Raw genomic sequence first — 25,572 nt, 5'->3', positions numbered from 1 at the left:
AAGCCTAGGAAACCGTCACCTGACCGCCCGACACGGTCAGGTGACGGTTCACCTGCACCGCCTCCAGCATCCGCCGGTCGTGCGTCACCAGCAGCAACGTGCCGGGGTAGTTCTCCAGCGCCGTCTCCAGCTGCTCGATCGCCGCCAGGTCCAGGTGGTTCGTCGGCTCGTCCAGCACCAGCAGATTGACCCCGCGGCCCTGCAGCAGCGCCAGCGCCGCCCGCGTCCGCTCACCCGGTGACAGCGACGCCGCCGGGCGCGTCACGTGCGCGGCCTTCAGGCCGAACTTCGCGAGCAACGTCCGGACGTCCGCCGGGTTCATCTCCGGCACGGCTTCTTCGAACGCGTCGACCAGCGGCAGGTCGCCCAGGAACAGCCCGCGTGCCTGGTCCACCTCGCCGACCACGACGCCCGAGCCCAGCGTCGCGTAGCCGGAAGCCAGCTCGACACGCCCCAGCAGTGCGGCCAGCAGTGTCGACTTGCCCGCGCCGTTCGCGCCGGTGATCGCGACCCGGTCCGCCCAGTCGATCTGCAGGTCCACCGGGCCCAGCCGGAAGCCGCCGCGCTCGACCACGGCCGCCCGCAACGACGCCACGATCGCACCGGAACGAGGAGCGGACGCGATCTCCATCCGCAGCTCCCACTCCTTGCGGGGCTCCTCGACGACGTCCAGCCGTTCGATCATGCGGTCGGTCTGCCGGGCCTTCGAGGCCTGCTTCTCGGTGGCGTCGGCACGGAACTTGCGGGCGTTCTTGTCGTTGTCGGTGGCCTTGCGCCGGGCGTTCTTCACGCCCTTGTCCATCCACGCCCGCTGCATGCGCGCACGGGCCTCCAGCGAGGCCTTGGTGTCCGCGAACTCGTCGTAGTCGTCACGGGCGTGCTGACGGGCCCGCGCGCGCTCTTCGAGGTACGACTCGTAGCCGCCGCCGTACAGGCGCACGGAGTTCTGGTGCAGGTCGAGTTCCAGCACGCTCGTGACCGTGCGGGCCAGGAACTCGCGGTCGTGCGACACCACCACCGTGCCGGCGCGCAGGCCCGTGACGAACTTCTCCAGCCGCTCCAGGCCGTCGAGGTCCAGGTCGTTGGTCGGCTCGTCGAGCAGGAAGATGTCGTAGCGGCTGAGCAGCAACGACGCCATGCCCGCCCGTGCCGCCTGGCCACCGGACAACGAGGTCATCAGCGCGTCGAGGCCGACGGAGAGGCCCACGTCGGCGATGACTTCGAGCGACCGTTCCTCCAGGTCGGCGCCGCCCAGCGCGAGCCACTGGTCGAGCGCGTCCGAGTAGCCCTCGTCGTTGCCGGCGGTCAGCGCCTCGGTGGCCGCGTCCAGAGCGGCCTGGGCGTCCGCGACACCCGTCCGGCGGGCCAGGAAGTCGCGGACGGTCTCGCCCTCACGGCGTTCGGGTTCCTGCGACAGGTGCCCGACGTTGGCCGCGGGCGGGCTCAGCGTCACGCGGCCGGACTCGGCGGGGACGAGCCCTGCCAGCGTCTTGAGCAACGTCGACTTGCCCGCGCCGTTGACGCCGACGAGCCCGATGACGTCACCGGGAGCGACCACGAGGTCCAGCCCGGAGAAGAGGACGCGGTCACCGTGGCCGGCGGCGAGGTCCTTGGCGACGAGCGTGGTCATGAAAACTCCCGGAACGTGAAGAAAGGCCCCCGCTGGTGCGGAGGCCTTTCGACAAAGGGTGAGTGACGGGACTTGAACCCGCGACACCTGGGATCACAACCCAGTGCTCTACCGACTGAGCTACACCCACCATTGCTGGTCGTTGACCGGCACGGGAAGCATAGCAACGACGACTACCGATATTGAAATCGGGGGTCAGTCGACGTTCTTGAGCAGGTCAGCGGCGACGGCCTGGGCCTGCTCGGTCGACGGACCGGGCTGCGGCACGAACGCCGTGCGCCGGTAGTACGCGAGCTCCCGGATCGACTCGACGATGTCCGCGAGCGCCCGGTGCGCGAGGCCCTTGCCCGGCTGCGCGTAGTAGATGCGCGGGTACCAGCGCCGGCACAGCTCCTTGATCGACGACACGTCGACCATGCGGTAGTGCAGGTGGGCGTCCAGCGCCGGCATGTCGCGGGCGATGAAGCCGCGGTCGGTGGCGATGGAGTTGCCGGCCAGGGGAGCGGTCCGCGGGTCGGGGACCCACTCCTTGATGTAGGCCAGCACGGCGGCCTCGGCTTCCTCCAGGGAGACCGCGGACGCGCGCACCTCCTCGGTCAGGCCCGACTTGGCGTGCATCTGCATGACGACCTCCGGCATCGAGGCGAGCACGTCGTCATCCGCGTGGATCACGATGTCCACGCCGTCGCCGAGCACGTTGAGCTCGGCGTCCGTGACCAGTGCCGCGATCTCGATCAGAGCGTCCTTGCCCAAGTCGAGTCCGGTCATCTCGCAGTCGATCCACACCAGACGATCCATCACGCCGGAAACATTACTGCGCGGAGCGTCAACTTCGAGTGGCGGCGTGCAGCAACCTGATTACGCTCCTCGTGCATGACGGCTCAAGCTGAGATCGCTGCCGGGTACGCGTCGGAGAGCGCGGCCATCGAGCTCGGCGCCGTGCTGGTCGACGGGACGGTGGAGCCGAGCGCCCACGTCCGCATCCCGCTGGCCATGGTCAACCGTCACGGACTTGTCGCGGGCGCAACGGGAACCGGCAAGACGAAGACCCTCCAGCTGCTCGCCGAACAGCTGTCGGACAACGGCGTTCCGGTGCTGATGGCGGACGTGAAGGGCGACCTGTCCGGCCTGTCGCAGCAGGGTGCGGACAGCGACAGGACCAAGGCCCGGGCCGCGGACACCGGTGACGACTGGCAGCCGGCGTCGTACCCCGTGCAGTTCCTGTCGATCGGCACGGGCGGTCTCGGCGTTCCCCTGCGCGCCTCGATCACGAGCTTCGGGCCGATCCTGCTGTCGAAGGTGCTGGGCCTGAACGACACCCAGGAGTCGACGCTCGGGCTGATCTTCCACTGGGCCGACAGCCGCGGCCTGCCGTTGCTCGACACCAAGGACCTGCGCAGCGTCATCCAGCACCTCACCGGAGACGAGGGCAAGGCGGACCTGAAGGGCATCGGCGGTGTCTCCAGCTCCACGGCGGGTGTGATCCTGCGGGCGCTGGTCAACCTGGAGGCGCAGGGCGGCGACCGGTTCTTCGGCGAACCGGAGCTCGACCCGGCCGACCTGATGCGGCAGCGCGACGGCAAGGGCGTCGTGAGCCTGCTGGAACTGGCCGAGCTGCAGGGCAACCCCGCGCTGTTCTCCACGTTCCTGATGTGGCTGCTGGCCGAGCTGTTCGAGACGCTGCCCGAGGAGGGCGACGTCGAGAAGCCCAAGCTCGTCTTCTTCTTCGACGAGGCACATCTGCTGTTCTCCAACGCCTCCAAGGCGTTCCTCGACCAGATCACCCAGACCGTGAAGCTCATCCGGTCCAAGGGCATCGGCGTCTTCTTCTGCACGCAGCTGCCCACCGACATCCCGAACGACGTGCTGTCGCAGCTCGGTGCACGAGTTCAGCACGCACTGCGCGCGTTCACGCCCGACGACCAGAAGGCGTTGGCGCGCACGGTGAAGACGTACCCCACGACGCCGCACTACGACCTGGAGAAGGCCCTCACGTCGCTCGGCATCGGCGAGGCGATCATCACCGTGCTGAGCGAGAAGGGCGCGCCGACACCGGTCGCGTGGACCCGCCTGCGGGCACCGCGCTCGTTGATGGACACCATCGGCAACGACGCGATCAAGCAGGCGTCCCAGGCCTCGGACCTGCACGGCAAGTACGCGGAGACGGTCGACCGCGAGTCGGCCTACGAACAGTTGATGCAGAAGGTCGCGCCGCCGCAGGAAGAAGAACGAGCCCCGGACGCTCGTGCACGGCGACAGGAGAAGGAGGAACCGGGGCTCGTCGAGAAAGTGCTGGGCAACAGCGCCGTGAAGTCGTTCCTGCGCTCAGCGGGCAGCGCCCTGGCGCGCGAGATCACGCGCGGCATCTTCGGGACCTCGCGCAAGCGACGCTGACAGCACGGCCGCGCCGATGCAGAGGGCGCCCGCGACGTACCAGGCCAGGTCGTAGCTGCCCAGGTGGTCGCGGGTGAGCCCGGCCGCCGAGGCCGCGACGGCCGCGCCGAGCTGGTGCGACGCGAACACCCAGCCGAACACGACAGGGCCGGACATGCCGAAGTACTGGCGGCACAGCGCCACGGTCGGCGGCACCGTCGCGACCCAGTCCAGGCCGTAGAAGATGATGAACACCAGCATCGACGGGTGCGCCGCCTCGCCGAACAGCTGCGGCAGCAGCATCAGCGACAGGCCGCGCAACGCGTAGTAGCCCGCGAGCAGCAGCCGCGAGTCGACGCGGTCGGTCAGCCAGCCGGACGCGATGGTGCCCACGATGTCGAACACGCCGACCAGCGCGAGCAACCCGGCGGCGGTCGTCGTCGGCATGCCGTGGTCGTGCGCGGCGGGGATGAAGTGCGTGCCCACCAGACCGTTCGTGGACGCTCCGCAGATCGCGAAACCACCGGCCAGCAACCAGAACGGCCGGGTCCTGGCCGCCGTGGCCAGCGCACCCAGGGCGCGCTTGGCCGCGCCACCGGACGGTGGCGGGGGAGTGTCCTCGGTCGCGCCGAGCGGCAGCAGCCCGACGTCACGCGGGTACTCGCGCAGGAAGAGTCCCGCCAGCGGCACGACGGCCAGTGCGGCGATGCAGATCACCAGCGACGCGTACCGCCAGCCGTAGGACTCGGACAGCCAGGCCACGGTCGGCAGGAACACCAGCTGGCCGGCCGCGCCACCCGCCGTCAGCACGCCCGTGACCAGGCCGCGGTGCTTCACGAACCAGCGTCCGGTGATCGTCGCGACGAACGCCAAGGCCATCGAACCGGTGCCGACACCGACCACGACGCCCCACAACATGACCAGCTGCCAGGACGCGGTCATGAACACCGTCAGCCCGCTGCCGATCGCGACCATCGTCAACGCGCTGGTCACCACGATCCGCACGCCGAACCTGTCCATCAGCGCGGCCGCGAACGGCGCGGTCAGCCCGAACAGCAACAGGTTGATCGAGATGGCGAGCGAGATCGTGCCGGTCGTCCAGCCGAACTCCGCCTGCAGCGGCTCGATCAACGCACCCGGCGCGGCCCGGAACGACGCGGCGCCCACCAGGGCGATGAAGGACACACCTGCGACAACCCAGGCCCAATGCAGTCTCACGCCGACAAGGTTCGGCGATGGGCGACCCGGCGACCAGTGGCCCGATGGCCAACATGTGAAAGAATCAGGCCATGCACCGGATCGCCGTCCTCGCGCTCGAGAAGTCCGTCGCGTTCGACATCGGCAGCTCGACGCACATGTTCGCGCGGCTGGAGGACAGGTACGAGGTCGTCGTCTGCTCGCCGGACCGCCGCCCGATCCCGACCACCGGCGGCTTCACCATCGCGCCCGACCACGGCCTGGAGGTGCTCGAGGACGCGGACACGGTGCTCGTGCCGGGCACCCATTACCAGCCGGCACGGGAAGGCAGGCTCGAACCGGCCGTCCTGGAAGCCCTCACGACGACGAACGCCCCGCGGATCATGTCGATCTGCACCGGCGCGTTCGTGCTCGCCGCCGCCGGGCTGCTCGACGGCAGGCCCGCGACCACGCACTGGAAGACCACCGACCAGTTCAGCGCGCTCTACCCGAAGGTGCGCCTCAACCCGGACGTGCTGTTCATCGACGACGGCGACGTGCTGACGTCGGCGGGTGTCGCGGCGGGCATCGACCTGTGCCTGCACGTCATCAGGTCCGACCACGGCAGCGAGGTGGCGAACTGGGTCGCCCGCTACTGCGTCGTCCCGGCGTGGCGGCAGGGCGGGCAGTCCCAGTTCGTCGACCGGCCGGTGCCGAACTACCCGGACACCTCGACCGCGCTCGCCCGCGAATGGGCGCTGGAACGGCTCCAGGAGCCGCTCGACCTCGCCGCGATGGCCGCGCAGGTGCGGATGAGCGTGCGCACGTTCACCCGCCGGTTCCGCGCGGAGACCGGCATGTCACCGGGCCAGTGGCTGACGCAGCAGCGCGTCGACCAGGCCCGGCACCTGCTGGAGTCCACCGACCTGCCGATCGACCAGGTCGCGAGCCACGCCGGTTTCGGGACCGGCGCGGCTCTGCGGCAGCAGCTGGCCGCCTCGATCGGGGTCTCGCCGAGCGCCTACCGTCAGACGTTCCGCTCGGCTTGATCGTCCACAGTGGAGTCGACCAGGAACGGGCGCAACAGGTCCGGCACGGCCTCGTCGGCGAGCGCCAGCCCGTGCGACTCGCCGACGTCCGTGACGTGGTAGATGCCCGCACCCGCCGCGGTGGTCGCGCCGATCGTCATCAAACCGCTGCGGCGCTGGAAGAACGACCGCTGGATGCGCCAGCCGATGATGCCGGTGCGCTGCAATGCGACGGTGCTGCGCACCAGGGAGTTGTTGCGCGTCACCAGATAGCGCTCGTCCAGGGCGTTGCCGAGCGACCGGTAGTTGTCCCAGCCGACCAGAGCGGCGAACGGGATGATCGCCACCGGGATCGGCCACGCCCACGACGGCGCCCAGATCGCGAGGCCCGTCGCGATCACGACCCACGGCAGCACGTGCCGGAACATGCTGCGGCGCAACGCGGCGAACGGGTGCTTGTGGAGCCGCAGCGTCGTCGGGTCGTTGCCGACCTTCAGCACGTCCCGCGACACCTGGTGCGCCACCGACAACGGTGCGGGCGGCAGCAGCAGGTTGCTCTCGCCCTTCGAACCCAGGCCGGTGGTCACCGCGGCGAGCTTGGCGCCCTTGCCGGCGCGCACCAGCAGCGGTTCCTGGATGTCGACGCCGCGCAGGCGTTGCTCCTCCACCGAAACCGAGCGGGTGGTGAGCAGACCCCGTTGCACGCGCACGGTTCCGTCCGGCTCGCGGGTCAGCCGGTAGTTCCAGAACTGGAGGATGTAGAGGGGGATCGACAGGACCAGCCCGGCCACGGCCAGCACGACCACGAACACGGCGAACAGTGCGAGGCTCGGGTTCTCGAACAGCCACTCCCACAGGTCCTGCACCGGGTGCAGGCCGAGGTCGTCTGCGTAGTTCGACAGCACGCCGAACAGGGCGCCGATCGCGACGAGACCCGACAGGGACAACGGCGCGAACTTCAGCCACTTCAGGTCCAGCTGCGAGATGACCTCGGACTCGGGCACCGGAACCGGTTCCGCGTGCTCGCCCTCCGCCGTGGTCGCCGTTCGGGGAGCGACTCCCTTCTGCAGCAACAGCAACCGCAGCCGTTCGGCCTCCTGCTGCGTCACCGCGTCGAGCGTCAGGCCGTCCGTGCCGGGAACGTCCTGCTGGCCCGTGCCGATCCGCACCGCCGAGAGCCCGAAGATCCGGTGGCCCGGCTTGGAGGTGAGGTCGACGGTCCTGATGCGATCACGCGGCACCGCGATCTGCTTGCGGGTCAGCAGTCCCGTGTGCAGCTCGACCTGGTCGTCGGTGATGCGGTACCTCGTGGTGCGCCAGATGAGGTAGCTGAACACGAGGATCGCCGCGACCGTCGCGCCGCTGGCGATGAGCCGCCACTTCTCGCCGTTGCCGGTGAACAGCAGCACGAGGATCGGCACCAGCATCGCGATGCCCTCGTTGAGCGGCCGCACGACCAGCATCCGCACGTGCAGGCGGTGCCACTCCTGCAACGGCTCGACGAACTCCGGTGCGGCGGGAAGCCCGGCCGGCACCTCCGCGGGAGTGCTCACGTGGCATCACCGGGCGTGGCCTGCGTGGTGTTGGTCAGTTCCACCACGAGCCTCTGCGCGACCTCGTGCTCCAGGCCCTCGATCTCCACCGGCCCGGCGGCCGACGCCGTCGTCACGGTGACGGTGGACAGGCCGAGCATCTGCTGGAACGGCCCGCGTTTCGTGTCGATCGTCTGGATCCGCGACACCGGTGCGACTCTCCACTCCTGGCTCAGCCAGCCGGAGAGGGTGTAGACGGCGTCCGGCGTGGTCTCCCAGCGGTGGACGCGGTAGCGCCAGCTCGGTTCGACCGCGGTGTGCACGATCCCGACGACCAGCGTGGCGATCATGAGCACGAACTCCCACGTCGGCGGCTCGTCCACCAGCAGGAACACGACCAGCTGGGGCACGAAGAGCACGAGCCAGAAGAAGGCGGCCTGCATCGTCCACAGCAGGACGGACTTCGGGCTCACCTGGTGACGAGGCGTGCGCAGTTGCAGAGTCACCCCACAAGGGTGCCTCACCCGTACGCACCGGTGTGGCCAGGTGTGTCAATTGGTGTGTCGGTGGCCGGGGTGGTCCTGCTTGCGAGGGAGGCAGGACCACCCCGGCTCACGCGATCCGGTCAGGGCTGGGCGCAGTACGGCGGGGTGAACTTGTCGCTGTCGTCAGCCGAGGCCGCGCCCGACATCGCCAGCAGTGCCCCCAGACTGAGGATCACGGCGGCGACGGTCCGAGCGATAGTGTTCGACTTCATTGAGGGGCTCCTTCGTTAGGTGGCGGCCGTGGATGAGGGCAGGAAGTCGTTGACGAGGTTCGGTGCGCGGTTGCGGGCGGTCCGGCTGCAGCGTGGTTTGTCGCAAAAGGACCTCGCGTGCCCCGGAGTCTCGATGAGCTACGTGTCCCGGCTCGAGTCCGGCGAACGCGTTCCGTCGCCCACCGTCGTCCGCAGGCTCGCCGAGGTGCTCGGCGTCGACCCGTCCGAGCTGGTCGTCGACGAGGACCGCACCGCCATGCAGGACGAGGCGCTGGCGTGGTGCGAGGCGCTTCTGGCGTACCACGACGGAGACCTGGTCCTGGCCGTCGATCTGCTGGAAACACTGGGAAAGCGGTCGGACGAGGAGATGTTCGGCTGGTGCGTGCGCTGGACGCGCCTGGTGATGCTCGCGAGGCAGCGCGACCACGAGGGTCTGCTGCTGGCGGCGGCGAAGCTGCGCAAGTCGTGGTCTCCCGGTCCGGCGGTGGACGCGCTCGTGGAGATCCTGCGCGCATCCTCGTTGCGGCGCCTCGCCCGGACGGCCGAATCCGTGCGGGCGGCGACCGAGGCCGTCGAGCTGGCGAGCGGTGACGGCGAACGGGTGCGGCGCGTGCACACGCGCGCGCTGATCGCCTTGTGCGCGGAGCTCACCGCGGCCGGGCGGCTGGCCGACGCCGAACAGGTCGTGGACCAGCTTTCCGCGCGGCTGCCCGAACTCGGCCGCGACCGGCTCGCGATCTCCACGTGGTGGGTGCGCGCCAAGGTCGCGGATCGCCTGGGGGACCGGATGGAGGCCGCGCACTGCATCCGCGAGGCCGTCGCGCTGCTGGACGACTTCAACGGCGATCCCGAGTACCGCTGCCGGGTCCGCCTGGCCGGGGCGTCCATCGCGTTGCGCACGCCGGGCGCGAACCTCGACGAGGTGGTCGCGATGCTGGACGAGGTCGAGACGACGATCGCCGCGATGCGCCGGCAGGACGACCTGCTCGCGCACGCCCGTGCGTTGCGCGCGGAACTGGCTCTGCGCGACGGAGAGGTCGGCCGGGCCCGCGAGCTGGCGGAGGTCGCCCTCGCCACCGGACAGCTCGACGCCGAGCAGCAGCTGCGGTGCCACCTGCTGCTCGTGCGGGCGGCGGACGAGGTCGATCCGCATGGAGGTGGCGACGCGCGCACGGCACTCGCCGCGCTGCTGGAGAACATCAACCCCGAGGGCGTCGACCCGCTGCTGTGGCGAGACGTGGCACGCATCGCGCTCCGAAAGCACTGACGCGGGCGCCCGGCGGCGTTGCCTGCCCATGACCGTCCCTCGCTCATCAACTGGACACGTTGTTAACGGAGCATGACACAGACCAGTTACCCATCACATCACCCAATTCAACCGCACGGATGTGGGTAGAACACCCGGGAACCGGCAGTTCCTCGTCACCGGCAAGCGTCCGAACGGGCGATGGTCACCCGGTCCGCTCGGACCAGTTGTCAATCAGTTGACAATGCATTACTGGCCGGCGGTCAGGTTCATCCACCAGACGATCGCTCCGGAGCGGCCGTTGACGGCAAGGGTGGTGTAGATGCGCTGGAGGTGGTTCTGCACGGTCTTGGGGGACAGGCCGAGCGACTCCGCGATCATCGCCGTGCTCGCCCCGGCGGCCACGAGCCGCAGCACCTCGATGCCGCGTTTGGTGAGTCCGGCTCGCAACGCGCGGGCGATCCGGGCGTTCGTGTGCTCCGCGGTACCGGTCTCGTGCAACTCGCCCACGTTCGGCACGCGCACCACCGCGTTCTCCCGCTTGGGCTCAAAACGCTTGTGCGCCAACTGTTCCACGAGTCGTGACGACAGGTCGTGCTCGCGCATCCGCAGCAGGTCGCGACCCTCCTGCAGTTCCCACAGGCGGTACTGCTCCAGCTGCATCCGCGCGTGGCGCAGCGCCCGTTCGAGATCGCCGGTGCGTTCGTGCGCCTCGCTCAGCTGCTGGTGCGCGTGCACCGCCACTTCCCGTGCCAGGCAGCTCATCGCGAGTTCGGCGGCCTGGGTGAGCTGGGTGATCTGCTCGGGATGGCGCGCCCGCGCACCGCTGAGCCGCGCGCGTGCCATCAGCGCCTCCGCCCGCGCCACCGGACGGTTCCTTCCGGCAAGCAACTGGTCAGCGCGCTGCCAGCTGCGGTGCGCACGGTCAAGTTCACCCAGATCGATGCGCACGTGTGTCAGCAGGACGTTGACCATCGCCATCCGCACCGGGTCACCGAGCGACTTCCAGCGGTCGCGCACTTGAGCGCACAACGCTTCCGCGCGGCGGAGCTTGCGCACGCACGGCTCCCCGTCGAGGCTGCAGCGGCTCTCCTCGGTGCGGATCATGCAGTGCTCGTGGTACTGCATGCGCATCACCCGTGCCTGTTCGAACAGCACCGAGCCGATCAGCTCGTTGTCGCCGGTGAGCTCCGCGAGACCCAGTGCGCGGGCGAAGGAGTTGAAGCTCCGCTCCCGCGAGTCGAGCCGCAGTTCCACCACGGCACGGGAGAAGCTGCACCGCGCCTGGAGTCCGATGTGGCGGTTGGCGGCCGCGATCGCCTGCACCTTGTCGATCGTGTCGAGCGCGCTGGGCCACAGTCCCCGCTTGCCCAGAGCCACCGACTGGGCCAGGACACCCTCCGCCACGCCTTCCGCGTCGTCCAGCCACGAGTACGCGGCCACGGCCTTCTCCGCGTACTCCAGGGCCTCGCCCGGCCTGCCTTCGTCCAGCGCTATCCGCGCCTCGCGCAGGTTGTGCACGGCGTTGGATCGCGGATCCGCGGTCCTGCCCGGAACCGTCATCGTCGAGCCCCCTAGTTCGGAGGCTGAGCCTAGTGGTGCGGCCCAAAACCTTGGCGGTCCGTTTCACGCTCAGCAGGGCGGCTCGCGGCACCGCCCCCACACGTCCGGTATGAGGACGTGGGGGCGGCACCACGATCCACCCGTCTGACCGCGAAACGGCCCGGCAAATTTCGGGCCACACCACTAGTGCTGTTCGCGCAACTGACGTTTCAACACTTTTCCGGCTGCGTTGCGCGGCAACTCGTTGACGAAGAAAACATCACGGGGAACGGAGTAACGCGCGAGATTCGCCTTCACATGTTCACGTATGTGTTCGGCCGTCAGGGTTTTTGCGCCGACAACGAACGCGGCGAGGCGCTGGCCCCATTCCTCGTCCGGCACGCCGAGCACCGCCACCTCCGTGACGCCGTCCAGTGTCGAGAGGAGGTCCTCGACGTCGTGCGGGTAGACGTTCTCGCCACCCGAGACGATCATCTCGTCGTCGCGTCCGGCGACGAACAGCAAGCCGTCCTTGAGGTAGCCGAGGTCGCCGGTCGACATCAGGCCGTTCAGCGACTCCTTGCTGGTGCCGTTGGTGTAGCCGTCGAACAGCATCTCGTTGCCGACGAAGATCCGCCCGGTCTCGCCCGGTGCCACCGGTTCGCCCTGATCGTCCACAATGGCCAGTCTGGTGCCGAGCGGCGGTCGTCCCGCCGTGCCCGGCTCGCGCAGCATCTCCTCCGGGGTGGCGATGCTCGCCCAGCTCACTTCCGTTGAGCCGTAGAGGTTGTAGAGGACCGGGCCGAACTCCTCGAGCGTGCGGGCGGCGACCTTCGGCGGCAGGGCGGAGCCGCTGGACGCGATGATCCGCAGCTTCGGCCGGTGTCCCGCCTCCAGCATGCGTTGCAGCATCACGGGAACCACGAACATCGCGGTGCACCTTTCGGCGTCCTTCAGTGCCTGCGCCGGGTCGAACCTGCGGCGCAGCACCAGGGTGGCGCCGAGGACGAGCCCGAGCTGGAACGCGGCGAGGCCCCAGGCGTGGAAGAGCGGGGAGGTGATGGAGATGACGTCGCCGTGCCGCAGCGGGATCCGGGACAGCAGCGCGGCGGCGGGCGCGAGGCTCGCGGGCTCAGGCCTGCGGGCGCCCTTCGGCGTGCCGGTGGTGCCGGAGGTGAGGATGATCAGCCGGCCGCGCGGGGGCCTGCGGGGGAGTGACTTCGTGGGCCCGTTGGTGATCAGCGACTCGAGTTCGTCGGTGAAGAACACCGGCAGGTCGGGGACGACTTCGGCGAACTCGCGGTCGGCGACGATCCTGTCGATCTTCTGGTCCTGGGCGACCTGGGCCAGCTGCCCGCCGCTCAGGCTCGTGTTGAGCAGCACGGCGTCCGCGCCGATCTTCGTGCACGCGGTCATCGTCTCGATGAAGGCGCGGCCGTTGCGGCACAGCAGTCCGACGCGTTCTCCTGGGCGGAAGGCGTGCGCGAGCCTGCTCGTGCGCTCGTTGACTTCCGCGTACGTGAGCACGCCGTCGTCGTCGATGATCGCCGCGCGGTCCGGGTGCCGTCCCGCGCCCGTCTGGTAGCCCCACGCGAGTGTGATGTTCCAGTGCAGATACCCGCGTACGGTGCCGGCGAGCCCTCGCGGGCCCAACGGCCGGATCACTCCGGCTTTGACCAGGGTCAGCAGCACGCGGGTCACCATGCGACCCACTCTGCCAGCTACCTACTAGCGAGTAGGTAGCTGTGTGACGGCGGTCACACGTCGGTGTTGGACGCGCTCACCACGGCGTCGCGCAATGCCGCCCGCAGGCGGCCGACCTCCAGTGGTGTCAGCACGGCGGCCTCTCCCGGCGGCACGGTGATCACTATGTGCCCCTGGCTGACGAACACCGTCATGTCCCGTCGGCGCGAAGCGATGTCGCGGCAGCTCACCTGCCACTCCTCTTGGGCTCCCACGGGTTTCGTCCTCCAGCTCACTCGGCGCGCCGGCCCGGTGTTCCGGCGCTCGCGTCAGAGAGACGCGGGTCACCGCCGGTCATGACGGAGCTTCGGCCTTCTCCGTTCGGCGACCGCGCCGAGCTGCGGATAGCGTCGCACGTGGGACGAGACCAGGTCACCTGAAGGGGTGAAGATGGCGGAACCGCAACGCATTGTGATCGTCGGTACGGGCCTCGCCGGTGCCTCCGCTGCGGGAGCGCTCCGGGACCGCGGCTACGGCGGCAAGATCACCATGTTCGGCACCGAACTCCACCGCCCGTACGAACTTCCCGCGCTGTCCAAGGACGTGCTGCTCGGCAAGGCCGCGGAACCCGCGTGGGTGCACGAGCCGGGCTTCTACTCCGACAACGAGATCGACCTCCAGCTCGGAGTGTCCGCACTGGAGCTGCGGCCCGGCGATCACACGATCGTGGACTCGGACGGAGCGGTGCGCCCCTACGACCGGCTCCTGCTCGCGACCGGCTCGCGGCCGCGTGTTCTGCCTGGCGCCCAAGGACATGTGCTGCGCACGCTCGACGATTCGCTGGCGCTGAAGTCGGCGCTGCGCGAGGGCCGGCACGTCGTGATCGTCGGCGCGGGCTGGATCGGTTGCGAGGTCGCGTCCGCCGCCCGCGCCCACGGCTGCCGCGTCACGGTCGTCGACCCGCTGGCCGAACCGCTGGTGCGCGTGCTGGGCGCCGAGATGGGCGCGACGTTCCGCGGCCTGCACGAGGAGCACGGCGTGGAGTTCAAGCTGGGCACCGGTGTCTCGAGCTTCTCGCCGTCCGGTGTGCGCCTGGATGACGGCACCGAACTGATCCCGGACGTCACGGTGCTGGCCGTGGGAGCGGCACCACGACTCGAACTGGCCGAGGCCGCCGGTCTGGAGCTGGCGGACGGCGGCATCGCGGTCGACGCCACGTTGCGCACGTCCGCCCCCGACGTCTTCGCGGCCGGCGACGTCGCGGCGCAGGACCACCCGCGCTACGGCCACCGCGTCCGCGTCGAGCACTGGGCGAACGCGAAGGACCAGGGCACGCACGTGGCGGGGTCGCTGATCGGGCTGAACGACCCTTACGTGAAGTCGCCGTACTTCTTCACCGACCAGTACGACCTGGGCATGGAGTACCGCGGCCTCGCGGGCCCGGACGACGAGCTGGTCGTGCGCGGCGACCTCGCGTCGCGGGAGTTCATCGCGTTCTGGCTGCGCGACGGACGGCTGCGGGCGGCGATGAACGTCAACGTCTGGGACCACGGCACGGCGTTGAAGGCGCTCGTGGACGCGCAGGCGGCCGTGACGCCGGAGCAGCTGCGCGAGGCCGACCTGGGGGCGCTCGTCTAGATCGTCTAGATGCAGGAGCCGTGCATCGGGCCCTCGCCGCGCGAGAGGTCCTGCAGGGCCTTGCGGATGATCGCCATCTCCTCGGGGGAGAAGCGGGAGTGGAAGGCGCGTTCGACCTCGGCGAGCGCGTCACCCGCCTCCTTCTGCAGCTCCCGGCCCTTGTCGGTGATCACCGGGGTGCGTACGCGCCGGTCGTTGGGGTCGGGGACGCGCAGGACCAGACCGCTGCGCTCCAGCTTGTCGAGCTCGCTGGTGAGCGTGGTCTTGTCGAGGCCGAGCATCGCGCCGAGCTTGAGCTGGGTGCGCTGGACCTCCTCGTTGGCGAGGGCCTGCAGCACCAGCTGACCACGCAGCGAGATCCCGAACTTCGCGATCTCCTCGGCGTATGCGCCGCCGACGCGCTGGGTGGCGCGGTGCAGCAGCCAGTTGAAATCCCACTTCTCCAAGCAGGCTTCGACGATCTCCGGCTGCTCCTCCATGTGTCCCATCCTACATCCCGGAGGAGATGTTCTCAGATAAGAACATCTTGACTCGGAAGTTCTGCACTCGTATGTTCCGAGTATGACCAATTTGCTTCACATCGACACGAGCATTCGGTACGAGGGCTCCGTGACCCGCGAGGTCTCCAGCGCGTTCGCGGAGAGCTGGCGTGCCGCGAACCCCGGCTCCGGCTACACCTACCGCGATCTGCACGCGTCGCCGATCCCGCACAAGGACGGCACGGACCAGGGCATCGCCGCAGGCCTGATCGCCGAGGTCGACGCCGCCGACGTGCTCCTCATCGGCGCGCCGATGTACAACTTCTCGATCCCGTCCACCCTGAAGGCCTGGATCGACCAGGTCGCGACCTCCGCGAACTTCGCTCGCGAGGACGGCACGTTCGCGTGGGGCGGCAAGCGCGTAGTCGTCGTGACGGCCCGTGGCGGTTCGTACAAGCCGGGCACGCCGCGAGCGGGCTTCGACTTCCAGGAGCCGTACCTGCGCGCCGTGCTGTCGATGGTCGGCCTCGACCAGAACCTGGAGTTCGTGCACGCCGAGCTGACCCTGGCCGACGTGGTGCCGCAGATGCACCAGTTCCGCGAACTCGCCGTGGAGTCGCTGGCCGACGCGCACCGCGTGGTCAAGGAACTCGCCAGCGCCTAACCTCGGTCGCGTGATCGACAAGGTGGCTTGGATTTACCTGAAGGACGGCCGCGTGCTCGGCACCCGGTCGGCAGGCAAGGACACGTACTACCTGCCCGGCGGCAAGCGCGAGCCGGGGGAGTCCGACGTCGAGACGCTCGTGCGCGAGATCCGCGAGGAGCTGTCCGTCGAGGTCGACGCGGCGTCGGCGGAGCACGTGGGGACGTTCGAGGCCCAGGCGCACGGCCACACGTCGGGGGTGACCGTGCGGATGACCTGCTACACCGCGTCGTTCGACGGGGAACCGGTGGCATCGGCCGAGATCGAGGAACTCGCCTGGCTGACCACCGCCGACGCGGACCGGATCTCGCCGGTCGACCGGATCATCTTCGCCCACCTGAACGAGGCCGGGCTTCTCCTCTGACCCCCTGGAAACGGCGAAAGAGGAGAGCGCTGCTCTCCTCCCACTTCAACATATAGCGCACCCGGGGTCTTGCCACAAGACCCCGGGTGTACTCCATCATTTCCCAGCCAACGTCATCTACCTGGGGAAATGGGGAAAACTCCATGATCGACGTCATCATCGCCGGCGGTGGACCGACCGGCATGATGCTGGCTGGAGAACTGCGGCTGCACGGCGTGGGCGTGGTGGTGCTGGAACGGGATCCGGAGCCGACCGAGGTCGTCCGGGCGCTCGGCCTGCACGCCCGCAGCATCGAGGTGCTGGACCAGCGCGGCATCGCCGACCGGTTCCTGGAGGCGGGCACGACGCATCCGCTCGCCGGTTTCTTCGCGGGCATCGACAAGCCCGCGCCGGAACGGCTGGACACGAAGTACCCGGTCGTCCTCGGCCTGCCGCAGCCGCACATCGAACGGCTGCTCACCGAACACGCCGTCGAGGCCGGCGCCGAGATCCGGCGCGGAAGCACGGTGACCGCGTTCAGCCAGGACGACGACGGCGTGACCGTCGAACTGGCGGACGGCACCTCGTTGCGGGCGCGGTACCTGGTCGGGTGCGACGGCGGCCGCAGCACCGTGCGCAAGCTGGCCGGCATCGACTTCCCCGGTGAGCCGTCGCGGGTGGAGACGCTGCTGGGCGAGATGGAGATCGGCGTCCCGTGGGAGGAGGCGCTGCCGCTGATGCTGGAGGCCCGCAAGACGCAGAAGCGCTTCGGCATCGGCCCGATCGGCGGCACCGCGACGTACCGCGTCATCGTGCCCGCGGAGGGCGTGAACGAGGACCGGGCGGTCAAGCCGTCCCTGGACGACTTCAGGGAGCAGCTCGTCAAGATCGCGGGCACCGACTTCGGCGTGCACTCGCCGCGGTGGACGTCCCGCTTCGGCGACGCCACCCGGCAGGCCGAGCGCTACCGGTCCGGCCGCGTGTTCCTCGCGGGGGACGCGGCCCACGTCCACCCGCCGACCGGCGGTCAGGGGCTCAACCTCGGCGTGCAGGACGCGTTCAACCTGGGCTGGAAGCTCGCCGCGGCCGTGCACGGGTGGGCTCCGGAGGGGTTGCTGGACAGCTACGAGGCCGAACGGCATCCGGTGGCCGAGGAGGTGCTCAACAACACCCGCGCGCAGATCGAGCTGATGAAGGTCGAGCCCGGCCCGCAGTCCGTGCGGCGGCTGCTCACCGAGCTGGTGCAGTTCGAGGAGGTCAACCGGTACCTGATCGAGAAGATCATCGCGGTCTCGGTCCGGTACGACCTCGGCTCGGAGAACGACCTGGTCGGACGGCGGATCGGTGACCTCGCGCTCAAGCGCGGCGGCCTCTACGCCCAGATGCACGCCGGTCGCGGCGTCCTGCTCGACCAGGCCGGGACGCTGTCCGCCGCGGGGTGGGCGGACCGGGTCGACCACGTCGTCGACGTCACCGAGGACCTGGACGCGCCCGCGGTGCTGCTGCGGCCGGACGGCCACGTGGCGTGGGCCGGCGAGGACCAGGCAGGCCTGGAACGGGAGCTGACCCGCTGGTTCGGGACGGCTCGCTGAGGTCACCCGTTCGGGGGCAGGAGGCGCTTTGCCACACTGTGCGGCGTGTCCGAGCCGATGACAGCGGTACTCCTGCGTGCCGCCGACCTCACCGCCTCGGGGAAGCCGCGGCAGGCGATCGACCTGTTGCGGCCCCTCGTGGCGGCGAACCCTCGGCACGCCGAGGCGTGGTGCCGCCTCGCCGGCGCCCACCTCGACCTGGGTGAGGCGGACCAGGCCCTCGACTCGGCCAAGCGCGCGATGGTCCTCGACGGCGAGCCCGCCTGGCCTCAGCGGCTGGCGGCCCTGGCGCTGAGCGACCTCGGCCGGCACCAGGAGGCCGCGGTCGCCGCGCGCGAGTCCGTGCGGCGCAAGCCCGGCGACTGGCGCTGCTACGTCGTGCTCGCCGAGGTCCTGGCCGACAACCCGGACGGCGCCGTCGAGGCGTTCGACTCGGCCCTGCACGCCTCCCAGCTCGCACCGACCGAGGCACGGGCGTTCCAGGTGCTCGGCGACGCGGCACTGCGGATGCGCGACTGGGGCACCGCCGAGCACGCGTACCGCTCGGCGATCAAGCTCGACCCGTCCGACGCGGACTCCAAGGCGAACCTCGCGACCGTGCAACGGCGGCGCTCGTCCAAGCCCGCGCCGCTGCAGTTGAACAAGGTGCAGGTGTGGCGTTCGCTGCGCACGCTCTCGTTGCTGCTGATCGGCGGCGGTTTACTCGGGTTGATCGCCGGCATGCCCCGGCCGACGCCCTACCTGGGCTTCTTCACCGGCGCGCTGGTGCTGTGCTGCCTGGTCGTGGCGCTGCGGCTGCGTCCGTACAAGCTTCTTCTCAGCCTGCGCAAGCTCGCCGTGACGGTGTCCCTGCTCGCCGCTTCGGCCCTCGTCCTGCTCGGCTGGACCGTCGCTTTGTTCTTCGGGGCTACGACGATGCAGCCACTTGTGCTTTCCTGGTTGTGCGCTGTCGTGGGGGGAGCGCTCGTCTACGTCGGTGGAGGCAGGAAGCGGTGATGCGTCGCAACGCGGTCGCGCTCGCGTTCCTGCTGTTCCTCGGGCAGCTGTTCATCGTCGCCGCGCCCGCCGAGCCCGTCGCCGCCGGGTCCGTCATCCGGCACGGCCACGACTTTGCGAACCTGCCGGTCACCGCGCCCAAGCCGCACAACCCGAACGCCGCCCAGGTCCCGCAGGCCCAGGTGGCCTCCGACGTGCCGCCGATCGCGAAGCCCACGATGCCGCTCCGGTTCGTCGTCGCCTTCGCCCAGCGCCTGCACCGCACTCCCGACGGCCTCCGCTGGACGCCCCAGCCCGCTCGTTCACCGCCTTCCGGTCGCTGAGTCCCTCCTCCAGCAACCCACTTCCGGAAGGTCTTCTCACCCATGTCGCGCGACAACGCGCGACGAGGGCTGCTCGTGCGCGCACTCATAGCGCTCGGCGTCCTCGTCGCCTCCGCTTTCCTGCTGCTCACCACCGATCCCCGCCTCGGCCTCGACCTGCGGGGCGGAACCCAGATCGTCCTCGAGGCCAAGGGCGACGCCGACGCCGCCGACCGTTCGCTGGAGGTGCTGCGGCGCCGCGTGGACGCGTTGGGCGTCGCCGAACCGGTGATCGCCCGCTCCGGCGAGAACCGCATCGTCGTCGAGCTGCCCGGCGTCCAGGACCCGCAGGAGGCCGTGAAGGTCCTCGGTCAGACCGCGCAGCTCACCGTGCAGCGCAACGGCCAGACCGTCATGACCGGTGAGGGCATCTCCGACGCCCAGTCCGCGCGCAACCCGCAGGGCGCGGGTTTCGTGGTCAACATCCAGTTCCAGGGCGACGCCCCGGCGAAGTGGCAGAAGGTGACCGGCGAGGCGGCCTGCGAGCAGTCCGGCACCCCCGGCCGGCAGATCGCGTTCGTGCTGGACGGCAAGCCGATCTCGTCCCCCGAGGTCAGCCTCGACACGCCCTGCGGCGCCGGTCAGGCAGGCGGCTCGACCACGATCACCGGCCGTTTCTCCCAGGCGGAAGCCAAGGAACTGGCCCTCGTCGTCCGTTCCGGCGCGCTGCCGGTACCGGTCGAGGTGATCGAACAGCGCACCGTCGGCGCGACCCTGGGCGCCGAGGCCATCGAGGCCAGCGCCAAGGCCGCGATCATCGGCATCGCCCTGACGTCGCTGTTCCTGATGTTCGCCTACCGGCTCGCCGGGTTCCTGGCCGTGGTCGCACTGGTCGGCTACGCGGGCGTCGCGTACGCCGGGCTGCTGGCCGTGGGGGCGACGCTGACCTTGCCGGGCCTGGCCGGCTTCGTGCTGGCGATCGGCATGGCGGTGGACGCGAACGTCCTGATCTTCGAACGAGCCCGCGAGGAGTACGCGAGGAAACCCAACCTCCGGCGCGCCTCGGAGAGTGGTTTCCGCGGTGCCCTGAGCGCGATCGCCGACTCGAACGTGACGACCCTGCTGGCAGCCGGTCTGCTGTTCTGGCTGGCCACAGGCCCGGTCCGCGGCTTCGGCGTCACCCTGACCATCGGTGTGCTGGCGTCGATGTTCAGCGCCCTGGTGCTCTCCCGCGTGCTCGTGGTGTGGGCGCTCGGCACCCGCTTCGTCACCAAGCGGCCGCGCCTGAGCGGCCTGCACACCCTCGGTTTCGTCCGCCAGCGCCTGTCCGTCGTGCTGTACCGCCGCCCGTCGCTGTGGCTGATCAGCGCCGGTGCCGTCGTGCTCGTGGCTTTCGCGGGTCTCTTCGCACGGGGCCTGAACCTGGGCGTCGAGTTCACCGGTGGCCGCATGCTCGACTTCACCGCGGGCGGTTCCATCGACCCCGGCCGGGTGCGCACCGCCCTGGCGGACGCCGGCTTCTCCGACGTGGTCGTCTCGTCGTCGGGCAACGAGGTCTCCCTGCGCACGGCCCCGATCGACGACGCCACCTCAGCCCGCCTGGGCGAGGTCGTCTCCTCGGCCGTCGACGGCGGCGCCCGCCAGGCCAGCAACGAGCTCATCGGCCCGTCGCTGTCCTCCGAACTGCGCCGCAACGCCGTGATCGGCCTGGCCATCGCCGTAGCCGCCCAGCTGGGATACCTGGCCGTGCGCTTCGACTGGCGCCTCGGTCTCGCCACGGTGGCCGCGCTGCTCAGCGACGTCCTCGTGCTCATCGGCGTGTTCGCGTGGATGGGCAAGACGGCCGACGGCGTGTTCCTGGCGGCACTGCTGACCGTGATCGGCTATTCGGTCAACGACTCGGTCGTGGTCTTCGACCGCCTCCGCGAACTGCGCGGGTCTCGCTTGAAGGCCTTGTACCCGGACGTGGTGTCGGACGCGGTCGTCCAGACCGTGCCGCGCACCGTCAACACCGGCCTCGGCGTGCTCTTCGTCCTGGCGGCGTTGCTGGTGCTCGGCGACGGCTCCCTGGCCAACTTCGCGATCGCACTGCTGATCGGCCTCGTCGCCGGCACGGTGTCCACAGTGGTCACCGCCGCACCGATCGCGATCTGGCTGGAGTCGCGCTGGCCCAGGCGAGCGGTTTCGAAGAAGCGTCCGGTGGGGGCACACGCCTAGCGTTCTGCGCATGATCACTCATGTGCACTCGACCACCGTCAACGTCCGCGATCTCGACGAGGCAGCGAGCTTCTACGTGGACGTGCTGGGCTGGGAGAAGCGGCAGGACAGCACCGAGGCGGGCATGCGCTGGCTGACCGTCGCTCCTCCCGGCGCCCGGACGGCGTTCGCGCTGTCGCAGGCGGACGCGCCCAACGTGTCGTTCGCGATGGGCTGCGGGATCTCGCTGATCACGGACGACGTCGACGGTGACGTCGCTCGGCTCGTGGCGAAGGGGGTGAGGGTGAAGGGGAAGCCGGAGACCATGCCGTGGGGTGATCGGGCCACCTGGTTCAGCGATCCTTTCGGCAACGAGTTCTTCCTAGTGCAGCTCGCTTCGTAGCAAAGTAGGCGGCATGACCTCCTTCGCCGCGTACCAGAACGAGATCTACCTGCAGGGGCTCGGTGGCGCCGTGCCGCCGTTCACCACCGATCCCGACGCGCTGGAGCAGTCCGCGCGCGACAGGCTGGGACCGGGCCCGTTCTGGTACGTGGCGGGAGGCGCGGGTTCGGGCGCCACCGTGCGGGCGAACCGCGAGGCGTTCGACCGCGTGCGGATCGTGCCGCGGATGCTGACCAACGCGACCGAACGGCATCTGGGCGTGTCGGTCCTCGGCACGGAGCTGCCGGCGCCGGTGATGCTCGCACCCGTTGGCGTGCAGTCGATCCTGCACCCGGACGGCGAACTGGCGACCGCGCGTGCGGCCGCCGAGCTCGGGGTGCCGATGGTGTTGTCGACCGCCTCCTCGCACACCATCGAGGAGGTCGCCGAAGCGTCCGGTGACGGGCCGCGCTGGTACCAGCTCTACTGGCCGAACGACCCCGACGTGTGCGCGTCGTTGCTGGACCGGGCGCGCAAGGCCGGGTACACGGCGCTGGTCGTCACCTTGGACACCTGGACGCTGGCGTGGCGGCCGCACGACCTCGACCAGGCCTACCTGCCGTTCCTGCGCGCGGTCGGCACGGCGATCCCGTTCAGCGACCCGGTCTTCCGCGCCGGGCTGCAGAAGTCGCCCGAGGAGGACCTGCCGATGGCGATCCTGCGGTGGGTGCAGCTGTTCACCGGCACCGACAAGTCGTGGGACCAGCTCTCGTTCCTGCGCGAGCACTGGGACGGGCCGATCGTCCTGAAAGGAATCCAGCACGCCGACGACGCCCGCAAGGCCGTGGAGTACGGAATGGACGGTGTCGTCGTCTCCAACCACGGCGGGCGGCAGGTCGACGGTGCCGTCGGGTCGCTGGACGCGCTGCCGTCCATCGTCGAGGCGGTGGGGGAGCAGGTCGACGTCCTGTTCGACTCCGGCATCCGCACGGGCGCCGACATCGTGAAGGCGCTGGCGCTGGGGGCCAAGGCCGTGATGGTCGGGCGGCCCTTCGCGTACGGGCTGGCGCACGGCGGCCAGGTCGGTGTGCGGCACGTGCTGCGCAGCCTGCTCGCGGACTTCGACCTGACGCTCGGGCTGTCGGGTCACCGCAGCCCGGCCGACCTGGGGCCGGACGCCCTGCGGTTCTCCTGAACGACGTCAGCCGGGTCGCAGGAGCTGCGACCCGGCTGTCGTGACGTCCTCTTACGGCATCGTCGCGGTCATCCGCGTCAACGTGCCGAAGTCGGCCGGCTGCACCCGCAGCCAGCCGTCGCTCTTGGCCGCGAGGTACCGCCCGCTCGGCGTGTCGATGAACGTCAGCGGGTTGGCGCAACGCTGCTTGCGGCCCAGGTGGTCGCGCTTGGCCGAGAAGACCTGACCGCCGCCGGTGCGCGGCTGGCTCATGATCTCGTTGAGCTGCGCGACGAGCTGGTCGTTCGGCGTGCTCGTCGGCCGGCTCTGCTGCAGGAACGAGCCGGTGTCCTCGTAGGACGGCTGCGGCCGCTTCTGCTGCAGCGCCTCCTCGGGCAGCGTGATCGGGTTGCCCCTGCCCGCCGGGGTGGGCGGCAATGCGCCCACCAGCGCCTGCGGAGCCTCCTCCGCCCGCACCGGTTCGAGCACGAACTGCTGGTCCGGCGTGAGCACGATCCGCAGCGCGTCCTGGCCGTTCGACACGACCAGCACGCTCTGCTGCGGGCCGTCCTTCAAGCTGAAGAACGCCCAGTACTCCACGCCGGCCTCGACCACGAGCCGCAGCGCGTTCGTCAGGTCCGGGTGGATCTGACCGCCGCGCGCGAGCCCGTACTGCTCGAGCTGCGCCCACGCCGACCGCTGCAACCGTTCGAGCTCGCTCACGTCACCCGACTCGAGGAGGTCCTCGTCGAAGTCGACCTGAGCGAGCAGCGCACGGTGCATCGTCGGCAGGCCCGCGGCCTGCCACGCCTGGTAGAGCGCCGTGACAGGGATGGCGACCCTGCTCCGCAGCACGTTTCCCCCTTATCCGCCGATGACCGGCGGAGCGACCATCGTTCCATCGCCGAAGATGTCTTCGGTCTCCTGAAGGTACGACGCGGACTTGTGCTCCGAGTCCTCAGCACCTTCACCACGCCCACCACCGGCGCCCATACCGCCGGCACCCATGCCCGCGGCACCACCACGACCGGCGGCACCCGCGGCACCGGCACCGGACGGCCCGAAGCCACCAGCACCACCACGACCGTCACCGGTGACACCGGCCGCGCCACCGAAGCCGCCGCCCATACCGCCAGGTCCACCCATGCCCTTGGCCGCCGCAGCGCCACCGAGACCACCACCGGCACCACCGCCGGGCCCGCCGATACCGCCGCCGGCGCCACCACCACGACCGCCGCCCGCGCCACCACCTGCACCACCGCCGGGGCCGTTGAGCCCGCCGGGACGGTTGCGCGGGTTGTTGGGGTCGAGCGGACCGCCAGGCCTGCGCGGGTTGTTCGGGTCGAGCGGACCGCCGGGCCTGCGCGGGTCGTTCGGGTTGTACACGCCGTCCGGCGGCGTGATCGGAACGCCGATGTCGGGCCGCGGGCGGCCGATGTCGGTGGGCGGAGGGGTGAACTTGGGGTCGTTCACGCCGGCCGTGCCGGTGTCGTCGTTGCCGCCGGTGCCCGGCGGCTTCACGCCGGACAGGTCCGTGCCGCCGTCAGGTCCGCCGCCGATGCGGTCGCCCCCACCTCCGGGAGGCGTGCCGATGCTGGGCGGCGGCTGGGTCTGCATCCCGACCCTGTCGATCATGTGGTCGCCACCCGGCTGCTGTTCGACGGACCCGTCGTTGGCGGTCGGCGCGATGAACGTCGGCTGGTTGCTCATGCTCGCGTTGACGGCGCCCGCGTACTGGTTGAAGGCCCGGATGTTCTGCTCGCTGACCTGCTGGTTCTGTTCGAGCTTCTTGTCGTAGTCCGTGTCCCACGGACGGAAGTCGTTCAGGAACGGCTTGTCGGGGACGGTCGGCGGCTTGGACATCGAGTTCTTAGCATCGACGTAGGCGTCGCCGACGGTGTCGGCGGTCGTGCCCGCCTGAGTCGCCGAATCGCCCGTGACGGTGGCCCACGTCGCGAGCGGTGAGGTCCCACCACGCGCCGCGTCACCTGCGGAGCCTTCCCAGGCGGCGCCGGAGTCGCGCACAGCCTTCTCGATCAGTTGGGCGACGTCGCCGTGGCCGCTCGAAAGATCACGCCAGCCCTGCGCGGCGAGTGAGGTGCTCTGCCCCGGACCGCTGCCGTTCTCGAACCACTTGTAAATCGTTTCGCCACCCGCGAAGGGAAGAATCGCGAAACCGCCGATGTTCGGCTCATCCCCAGCCATCTCGCTATCCCTTCAGATTTGTGATGATCAGCTGCGCGACGCGCTCAGTCTCAGGGCAGGGCTTCTTGGTCGCGCGCTCGTCCGCGGCGCTAGCGAACTGAACCGTGACCGAGTCGCTTTTGGAGACCTGGATCGAGCTCAAGCAGTACATCGCTCCATCGGTCTGGTCAGTGGAGACGACCCGGACACCGTCGATCTTCTTGTCCACGAAGACCGGGTTGGACTTGACGTTCTCGACCTGGGTTTCGAAGTCCTTGCCCTTGGTCACCGAGATGTCGTAGGTGGAGTTCTTGATGACGTCTTGGCCCTTCCACACGCAGTTGGGGCCGAGTGCGGCACTACCTGCCTGGGGCGTTCGCACTGAACCGAGCGTCGTGACCTGGGTGGCGGTGAGGATGCTGCACGGGTCGTTGACGAACTTGGCGATGCTGAGCCCGGTGTCGGACCCGTCGCTGGTGGGCTGGCTGCTCGTCTGCTGGCCGCCGGTCGTCGGAGCGGTGGTCGGGTTCCCGCCGGTCTGAGTGGCAGCGCACCCGGCCAGTGCGACGGAGGCGAGCACGGCGGTGAGCAGAGCGGTCATGCGCTTCAAGATCGT

25 protein-coding genes and 1 tRNA gene are annotated in these 25,572 nt (G+C 69.8%); 12 read left to right on the top strand and 14 right to left on the bottom strand.

Annotated features, from left to right (window positions below):
* Positions 1-4: 4 nt before the first annotated feature.
* From DFR72_RS37720 to orn, 3 genes are all read right to left on the bottom strand, one after another.
* Entirely contained in the window at positions 5-1,630 is a 1,626-nt protein-coding gene (locus DFR72_RS37720; RefSeq protein ID WP_090071424.1) for an ABC-F family ATP-binding cassette domain-containing protein, read from the bottom strand.
* A gap of 57 nt (positions 1,631-1,687) precedes the next feature.
* Positions 1,688-1,760: transfer RNA gene (locus DFR72_RS37715), tRNA-His, on the bottom strand.
* A gap of 65 nt (positions 1,761-1,825) precedes the next feature.
* Complete coding sequence (orn, locus tag DFR72_RS37710) at positions 1,826-2,431, bottom strand: oligoribonuclease (RefSeq protein ID WP_090071422.1); 606 nt, start codon at positions 2,429-2,431, stop codon at positions 1,826-1,828.
* Between the two features lie 72 nt (positions 2,432-2,503).
* On the opposite strand from orn, the gene DFR72_RS37705 reads away from it, so the two are divergent.
* On the top strand, positions 2,504-4,024 hold the full coding sequence (locus tag DFR72_RS37705) for a helicase HerA-like domain-containing protein (protein ID WP_090071420.1): 1,521 nt from the start codon (positions 2,504-2,506) through the stop codon (positions 4,022-4,024).
* On the opposite strand, the gene DFR72_RS37700 is transcribed toward DFR72_RS37705, so the two are convergent.
* The gene (locus DFR72_RS37700; RefSeq protein ID WP_090071519.1) at positions 3,956-5,215 is read right to left on the bottom strand and encodes an MFS transporter; all 1,260 of its coding nucleotides are present in this window, start codon (positions 5,213-5,215) and stop codon (positions 3,956-3,958) included. The two genes, DFR72_RS37705 and DFR72_RS37700, sit on opposite strands and share 69 nt — an antisense overlap.
* A gap of 77 nt (positions 5,216-5,292) precedes the next feature.
* Between DFR72_RS37700 and DFR72_RS37695 the strand changes: the two genes are divergently transcribed.
* The gene (locus DFR72_RS37695; protein ID WP_090071418.1) at positions 5,293-6,228 is read left to right on the top strand and encodes a GlxA family transcriptional regulator; all 936 of its coding nucleotides are present in this window, start codon (positions 5,293-5,295) and stop codon (positions 6,226-6,228) included.
* On the opposite strand, the gene DFR72_RS37690 is transcribed toward DFR72_RS37695, so the two are convergent.
* The 3 genes from DFR72_RS37690 to DFR72_RS47600 all read right to left on the bottom strand — a co-directional run bounded on the left by DFR72_RS37690 (position 6,207) and on the right by DFR72_RS47600 (position 8,496).
* A complete protein-coding gene (locus tag DFR72_RS37690; protein ID WP_342768707.1) occupies positions 6,207-7,760 on the bottom strand; it encodes a PH domain-containing protein in 1,554 nt (517 codons plus the stop codon). The two genes, DFR72_RS37695 and DFR72_RS37690, sit on opposite strands and share 22 nt — an antisense overlap.
* Positions 7,757-8,239 (bottom strand): PH domain-containing protein, encoded by a 483-nt coding sequence (locus DFR72_RS37685; RefSeq protein ID WP_425459936.1) that lies wholly within the window; start codon positions 8,237-8,239, stop codon positions 7,757-7,759. Before DFR72_RS37685 ends, DFR72_RS37690 begins: the two co-directional genes overlap by 4 nt.
* 125 nt (positions 8,240-8,364) lie before the next feature.
* Entirely contained in the window at positions 8,365-8,496 is a 132-nt protein-coding gene (locus tag DFR72_RS47600) for a hypothetical protein (protein ID WP_256239908.1), read from the bottom strand.
* A gap of 28 nt (positions 8,497-8,524) precedes the next feature.
* On the opposite strand from DFR72_RS47600, the gene DFR72_RS37680 reads away from it, so the two are divergent.
* The gene (locus tag DFR72_RS37680; protein ID WP_170176583.1) at positions 8,525-9,763 is read left to right on the top strand and encodes a helix-turn-helix domain-containing protein; all 1,239 of its coding nucleotides are present in this window, start codon (positions 8,525-8,527) and stop codon (positions 9,761-9,763) included.
* 228 nt (positions 9,764-9,991) lie between these two features.
* On the opposite strand, the gene DFR72_RS46530 is transcribed toward DFR72_RS37680, so the two are convergent.
* From DFR72_RS46530 to DFR72_RS37665, 3 genes are all read right to left on the bottom strand, one after another.
* Complete coding sequence (locus DFR72_RS46530) at positions 9,992-11,305, bottom strand: helix-turn-helix domain-containing protein (RefSeq protein WP_090071414.1); 1,314 nt, start codon at positions 11,303-11,305, stop codon at positions 9,992-9,994.
* Positions 11,306-11,488: 183 nt separating this feature from the next.
* Positions 11,489-12,988 carry an AMP-binding protein gene (locus DFR72_RS37670; RefSeq protein ID WP_170176582.1) on the bottom strand — a complete coding sequence of 500 codons (1,500 nt, stop codon included), beginning with the start codon at positions 12,986-12,988 and terminating at the stop codon, positions 11,489-11,491.
* 53 nt (positions 12,989-13,041) lie between these two features.
* Entirely contained in the window at positions 13,042-13,242 is a 201-nt protein-coding gene (locus DFR72_RS37665) for a hypothetical protein (RefSeq protein WP_090071413.1), read from the bottom strand.
* A 175-nt stretch (positions 13,243-13,417) separates the two neighbouring features.
* Between DFR72_RS37665 and DFR72_RS37660 the strand changes: the two genes are divergently transcribed.
* On the top strand, positions 13,418-14,605 hold the full coding sequence (locus DFR72_RS37660) for an NAD(P)/FAD-dependent oxidoreductase (RefSeq protein WP_090071511.1): 1,188 nt from the start codon (positions 13,418-13,420) through the stop codon (positions 14,603-14,605).
* Between the two features lie 5 nt (positions 14,606-14,610).
* Here DFR72_RS37660 and DFR72_RS37655 read toward each other — a convergent pair whose 3' ends face one another.
* A complete protein-coding gene (locus DFR72_RS37655) occupies positions 14,611-15,084 on the bottom strand; it encodes a MarR family winged helix-turn-helix transcriptional regulator (protein ID WP_245983801.1) in 474 nt (157 codons plus the stop codon).
* 82 nt (positions 15,085-15,166) lie between these two features.
* On the opposite strand from DFR72_RS37655, the gene DFR72_RS37650 reads away from it, so the two are divergent.
* The 8 genes from DFR72_RS37650 (at position 15,167) to DFR72_RS37615 (ending at position 22,793) form a co-directional block, all read left to right on the top strand.
* Positions 15,167-15,748, top strand: a complete 582-nt coding sequence (locus DFR72_RS37650; protein ID WP_090071409.1) for an FMN-dependent NADH-azoreductase — start codon at positions 15,167-15,169, stop codon at positions 15,746-15,748.
* A 10-nt stretch (positions 15,749-15,758) separates the two neighbouring features.
* Entirely contained in the window at positions 15,759-16,151 is a 393-nt protein-coding gene (locus DFR72_RS37645) for an NUDIX hydrolase (protein ID WP_090071407.1), read from the top strand.
* 143 nt (positions 16,152-16,294) lie between these two features.
* Positions 16,295-17,722, top strand: a complete 1,428-nt coding sequence (gene rox / locus DFR72_RS37640) for a rifampin monooxygenase (protein ID WP_090071405.1) — start codon at positions 16,295-16,297, stop codon at positions 17,720-17,722.
* Positions 17,723-17,767: 45 nt separating this feature from the next.
* A complete protein-coding gene (locus DFR72_RS37635) occupies positions 17,768-18,718 on the top strand; it encodes a tetratricopeptide repeat protein (RefSeq protein WP_090071403.1) in 951 nt (316 codons plus the stop codon).
* Positions 18,718-19,041: a hypothetical protein gene (locus DFR72_RS37630; protein WP_090071401.1), complete on the top strand. Its 324-nt coding sequence runs from the start codon at positions 18,718-18,720 to the stop codon at positions 19,039-19,041. Before DFR72_RS37635 ends, DFR72_RS37630 begins: the two co-directional genes overlap by 1 nt.
* A 42-nt stretch (positions 19,042-19,083) precedes the next feature.
* Complete coding sequence (gene secD / locus DFR72_RS37625; RefSeq protein WP_090071399.1) at positions 19,084-21,237, top strand: protein translocase subunit SecD; 2,154 nt, start codon at positions 19,084-19,086, stop codon at positions 21,235-21,237.
* 10 nt (positions 21,238-21,247) lie between these two features.
* The gene (locus DFR72_RS37620; RefSeq protein WP_090071397.1) at positions 21,248-21,619 is read left to right on the top strand and encodes a VOC family protein; all 372 of its coding nucleotides are present in this window, start codon (positions 21,248-21,250) and stop codon (positions 21,617-21,619) included.
* Between the two features lie 13 nt (positions 21,620-21,632).
* Positions 21,633-22,793, top strand: coding sequence for a lactate 2-monooxygenase (locus DFR72_RS37615; RefSeq protein WP_090071395.1), 1,161 nt, complete (start codon positions 21,633-21,635; stop codon positions 22,791-22,793).
* A gap of 51 nt (positions 22,794-22,844) precedes the next feature.
* Here the strand turns inward: DFR72_RS37615 and DFR72_RS37610 are convergent, their stop codons facing one another.
* The 3 genes from DFR72_RS37610 to DFR72_RS37600 are packed head-to-tail and all read right to left on the bottom strand — an operon-like array spanning position 22,845 to position 25,557.
* Positions 22,845-23,627 carry an ESX secretion-associated protein EspG gene (locus DFR72_RS37610; protein WP_090071393.1) on the bottom strand — a complete coding sequence of 261 codons (783 nt, stop codon included), beginning with the start codon at positions 23,625-23,627 and terminating at the stop codon, positions 22,845-22,847.
* Between the two features lie 9 nt (positions 23,628-23,636).
* Positions 23,637-24,977 (bottom strand): PPE domain-containing protein, encoded by a 1,341-nt coding sequence (locus tag DFR72_RS37605; protein WP_090071391.1) that lies wholly within the window; start codon positions 24,975-24,977, stop codon positions 23,637-23,639.
* Between the two features lie 4 nt (positions 24,978-24,981).
* On the bottom strand, positions 24,982-25,557 hold the full coding sequence (locus DFR72_RS37600; RefSeq protein WP_090071389.1) for a DUF3558 domain-containing protein: 576 nt from the start codon (positions 25,555-25,557) through the stop codon (positions 24,982-24,984).
* Positions 25,558-25,572: the final 15 nt, after the last annotated feature.

The sequence above is a fragment of the Lentzea flaviverrucosa genome (assembly GCF_003350445.1).
Lineage (GTDB): Bacteria > Actinomycetota > Actinomycetes > Mycobacteriales > Pseudonocardiaceae > Lentzea > Lentzea californiensis.
Note: the sequence above shows the minus strand (reverse complement) of the source record. Positions and strands in the feature narration are given on the sequence as shown.

Excerpts from the sequence above, each read along its gene's own strand:
- DFR72_RS37720 (WP_090071424.1), bottom strand. The coding sequence starts at position 1,630 with ATGACCACGCTCGTCGCCAAGGACCTCGCCGCCGGCCACGGTGACCGC.
- DFR72_RS37705 (WP_090071420.1), top strand. The coding sequence starts at position 2,504 with ATGACGGCTCAAGCTGAGATCGCTGCCGGGTACGCGTCGGAGAGCGCG.
- DFR72_RS37695 (WP_090071418.1), top strand. The coding sequence starts at position 5,293 with ATGCACCGGATCGCCGTCCTCGCGCTCGAGAAGTCCGTCGCGTTCGAC.
- DFR72_RS47600 (WP_256239908.1), bottom strand. The coding sequence starts at position 8,496 with ATGAAGTCGAACACTATCGCTCGGACCGTCGCCGCCGTGATCCTCAGT.
- DFR72_RS46530 (WP_090071414.1), bottom strand. The coding sequence starts at position 11,305 with ATGACGGTTCCGGGCAGGACCGCGGATCCGCGATCCAACGCCGTGCAC.
- DFR72_RS37670 (WP_170176582.1), bottom strand. The coding sequence starts at position 12,988 with ATGGTGACCCGCGTGCTGCTGACCCTGGTCAAAGCCGGAGTGATCCGG.
- DFR72_RS37660 (WP_090071511.1), top strand. The coding sequence starts at position 13,418 with ATGGCGGAACCGCAACGCATTGTGATCGTCGGTACGGGCCTCGCCGGT.
- DFR72_RS37655 (WP_245983801.1), bottom strand. The coding sequence starts at position 15,084 with ATGGAGGAGCAGCCGGAGATCGTCGAAGCCTGCTTGGAGAAGTGGGAT.
- DFR72_RS37650 (WP_090071409.1), top strand. The coding sequence starts at position 15,167 with ATGACCAATTTGCTTCACATCGACACGAGCATTCGGTACGAGGGCTCC.
- rox (WP_090071405.1), top strand. The coding sequence starts at position 16,295 with ATGATCGACGTCATCATCGCCGGCGGTGGACCGACCGGCATGATGCTG.
- DFR72_RS37630 (WP_090071401.1), top strand. The coding sequence starts at position 18,718 with ATGCGTCGCAACGCGGTCGCGCTCGCGTTCCTGCTGTTCCTCGGGCAG.
- secD (WP_090071399.1), top strand. The coding sequence starts at position 19,084 with ATGTCGCGCGACAACGCGCGACGAGGGCTGCTCGTGCGCGCACTCATA.
- DFR72_RS37620 (WP_090071397.1), top strand. The coding sequence starts at position 21,248 with ATGATCACTCATGTGCACTCGACCACCGTCAACGTCCGCGATCTCGAC.
- DFR72_RS37615 (WP_090071395.1), top strand. The coding sequence starts at position 21,633 with ATGACCTCCTTCGCCGCGTACCAGAACGAGATCTACCTGCAGGGGCTC.
- DFR72_RS37605 (WP_090071391.1), bottom strand. The coding sequence starts at position 24,977 with ATGGCTGGGGATGAGCCGAACATCGGCGGTTTCGCGATTCTTCCCTTC.
- DFR72_RS37600 (WP_090071389.1), bottom strand. The coding sequence starts at position 25,557 with ATGACCGCTCTGCTCACCGCCGTGCTCGCCTCCGTCGCACTGGCCGGG.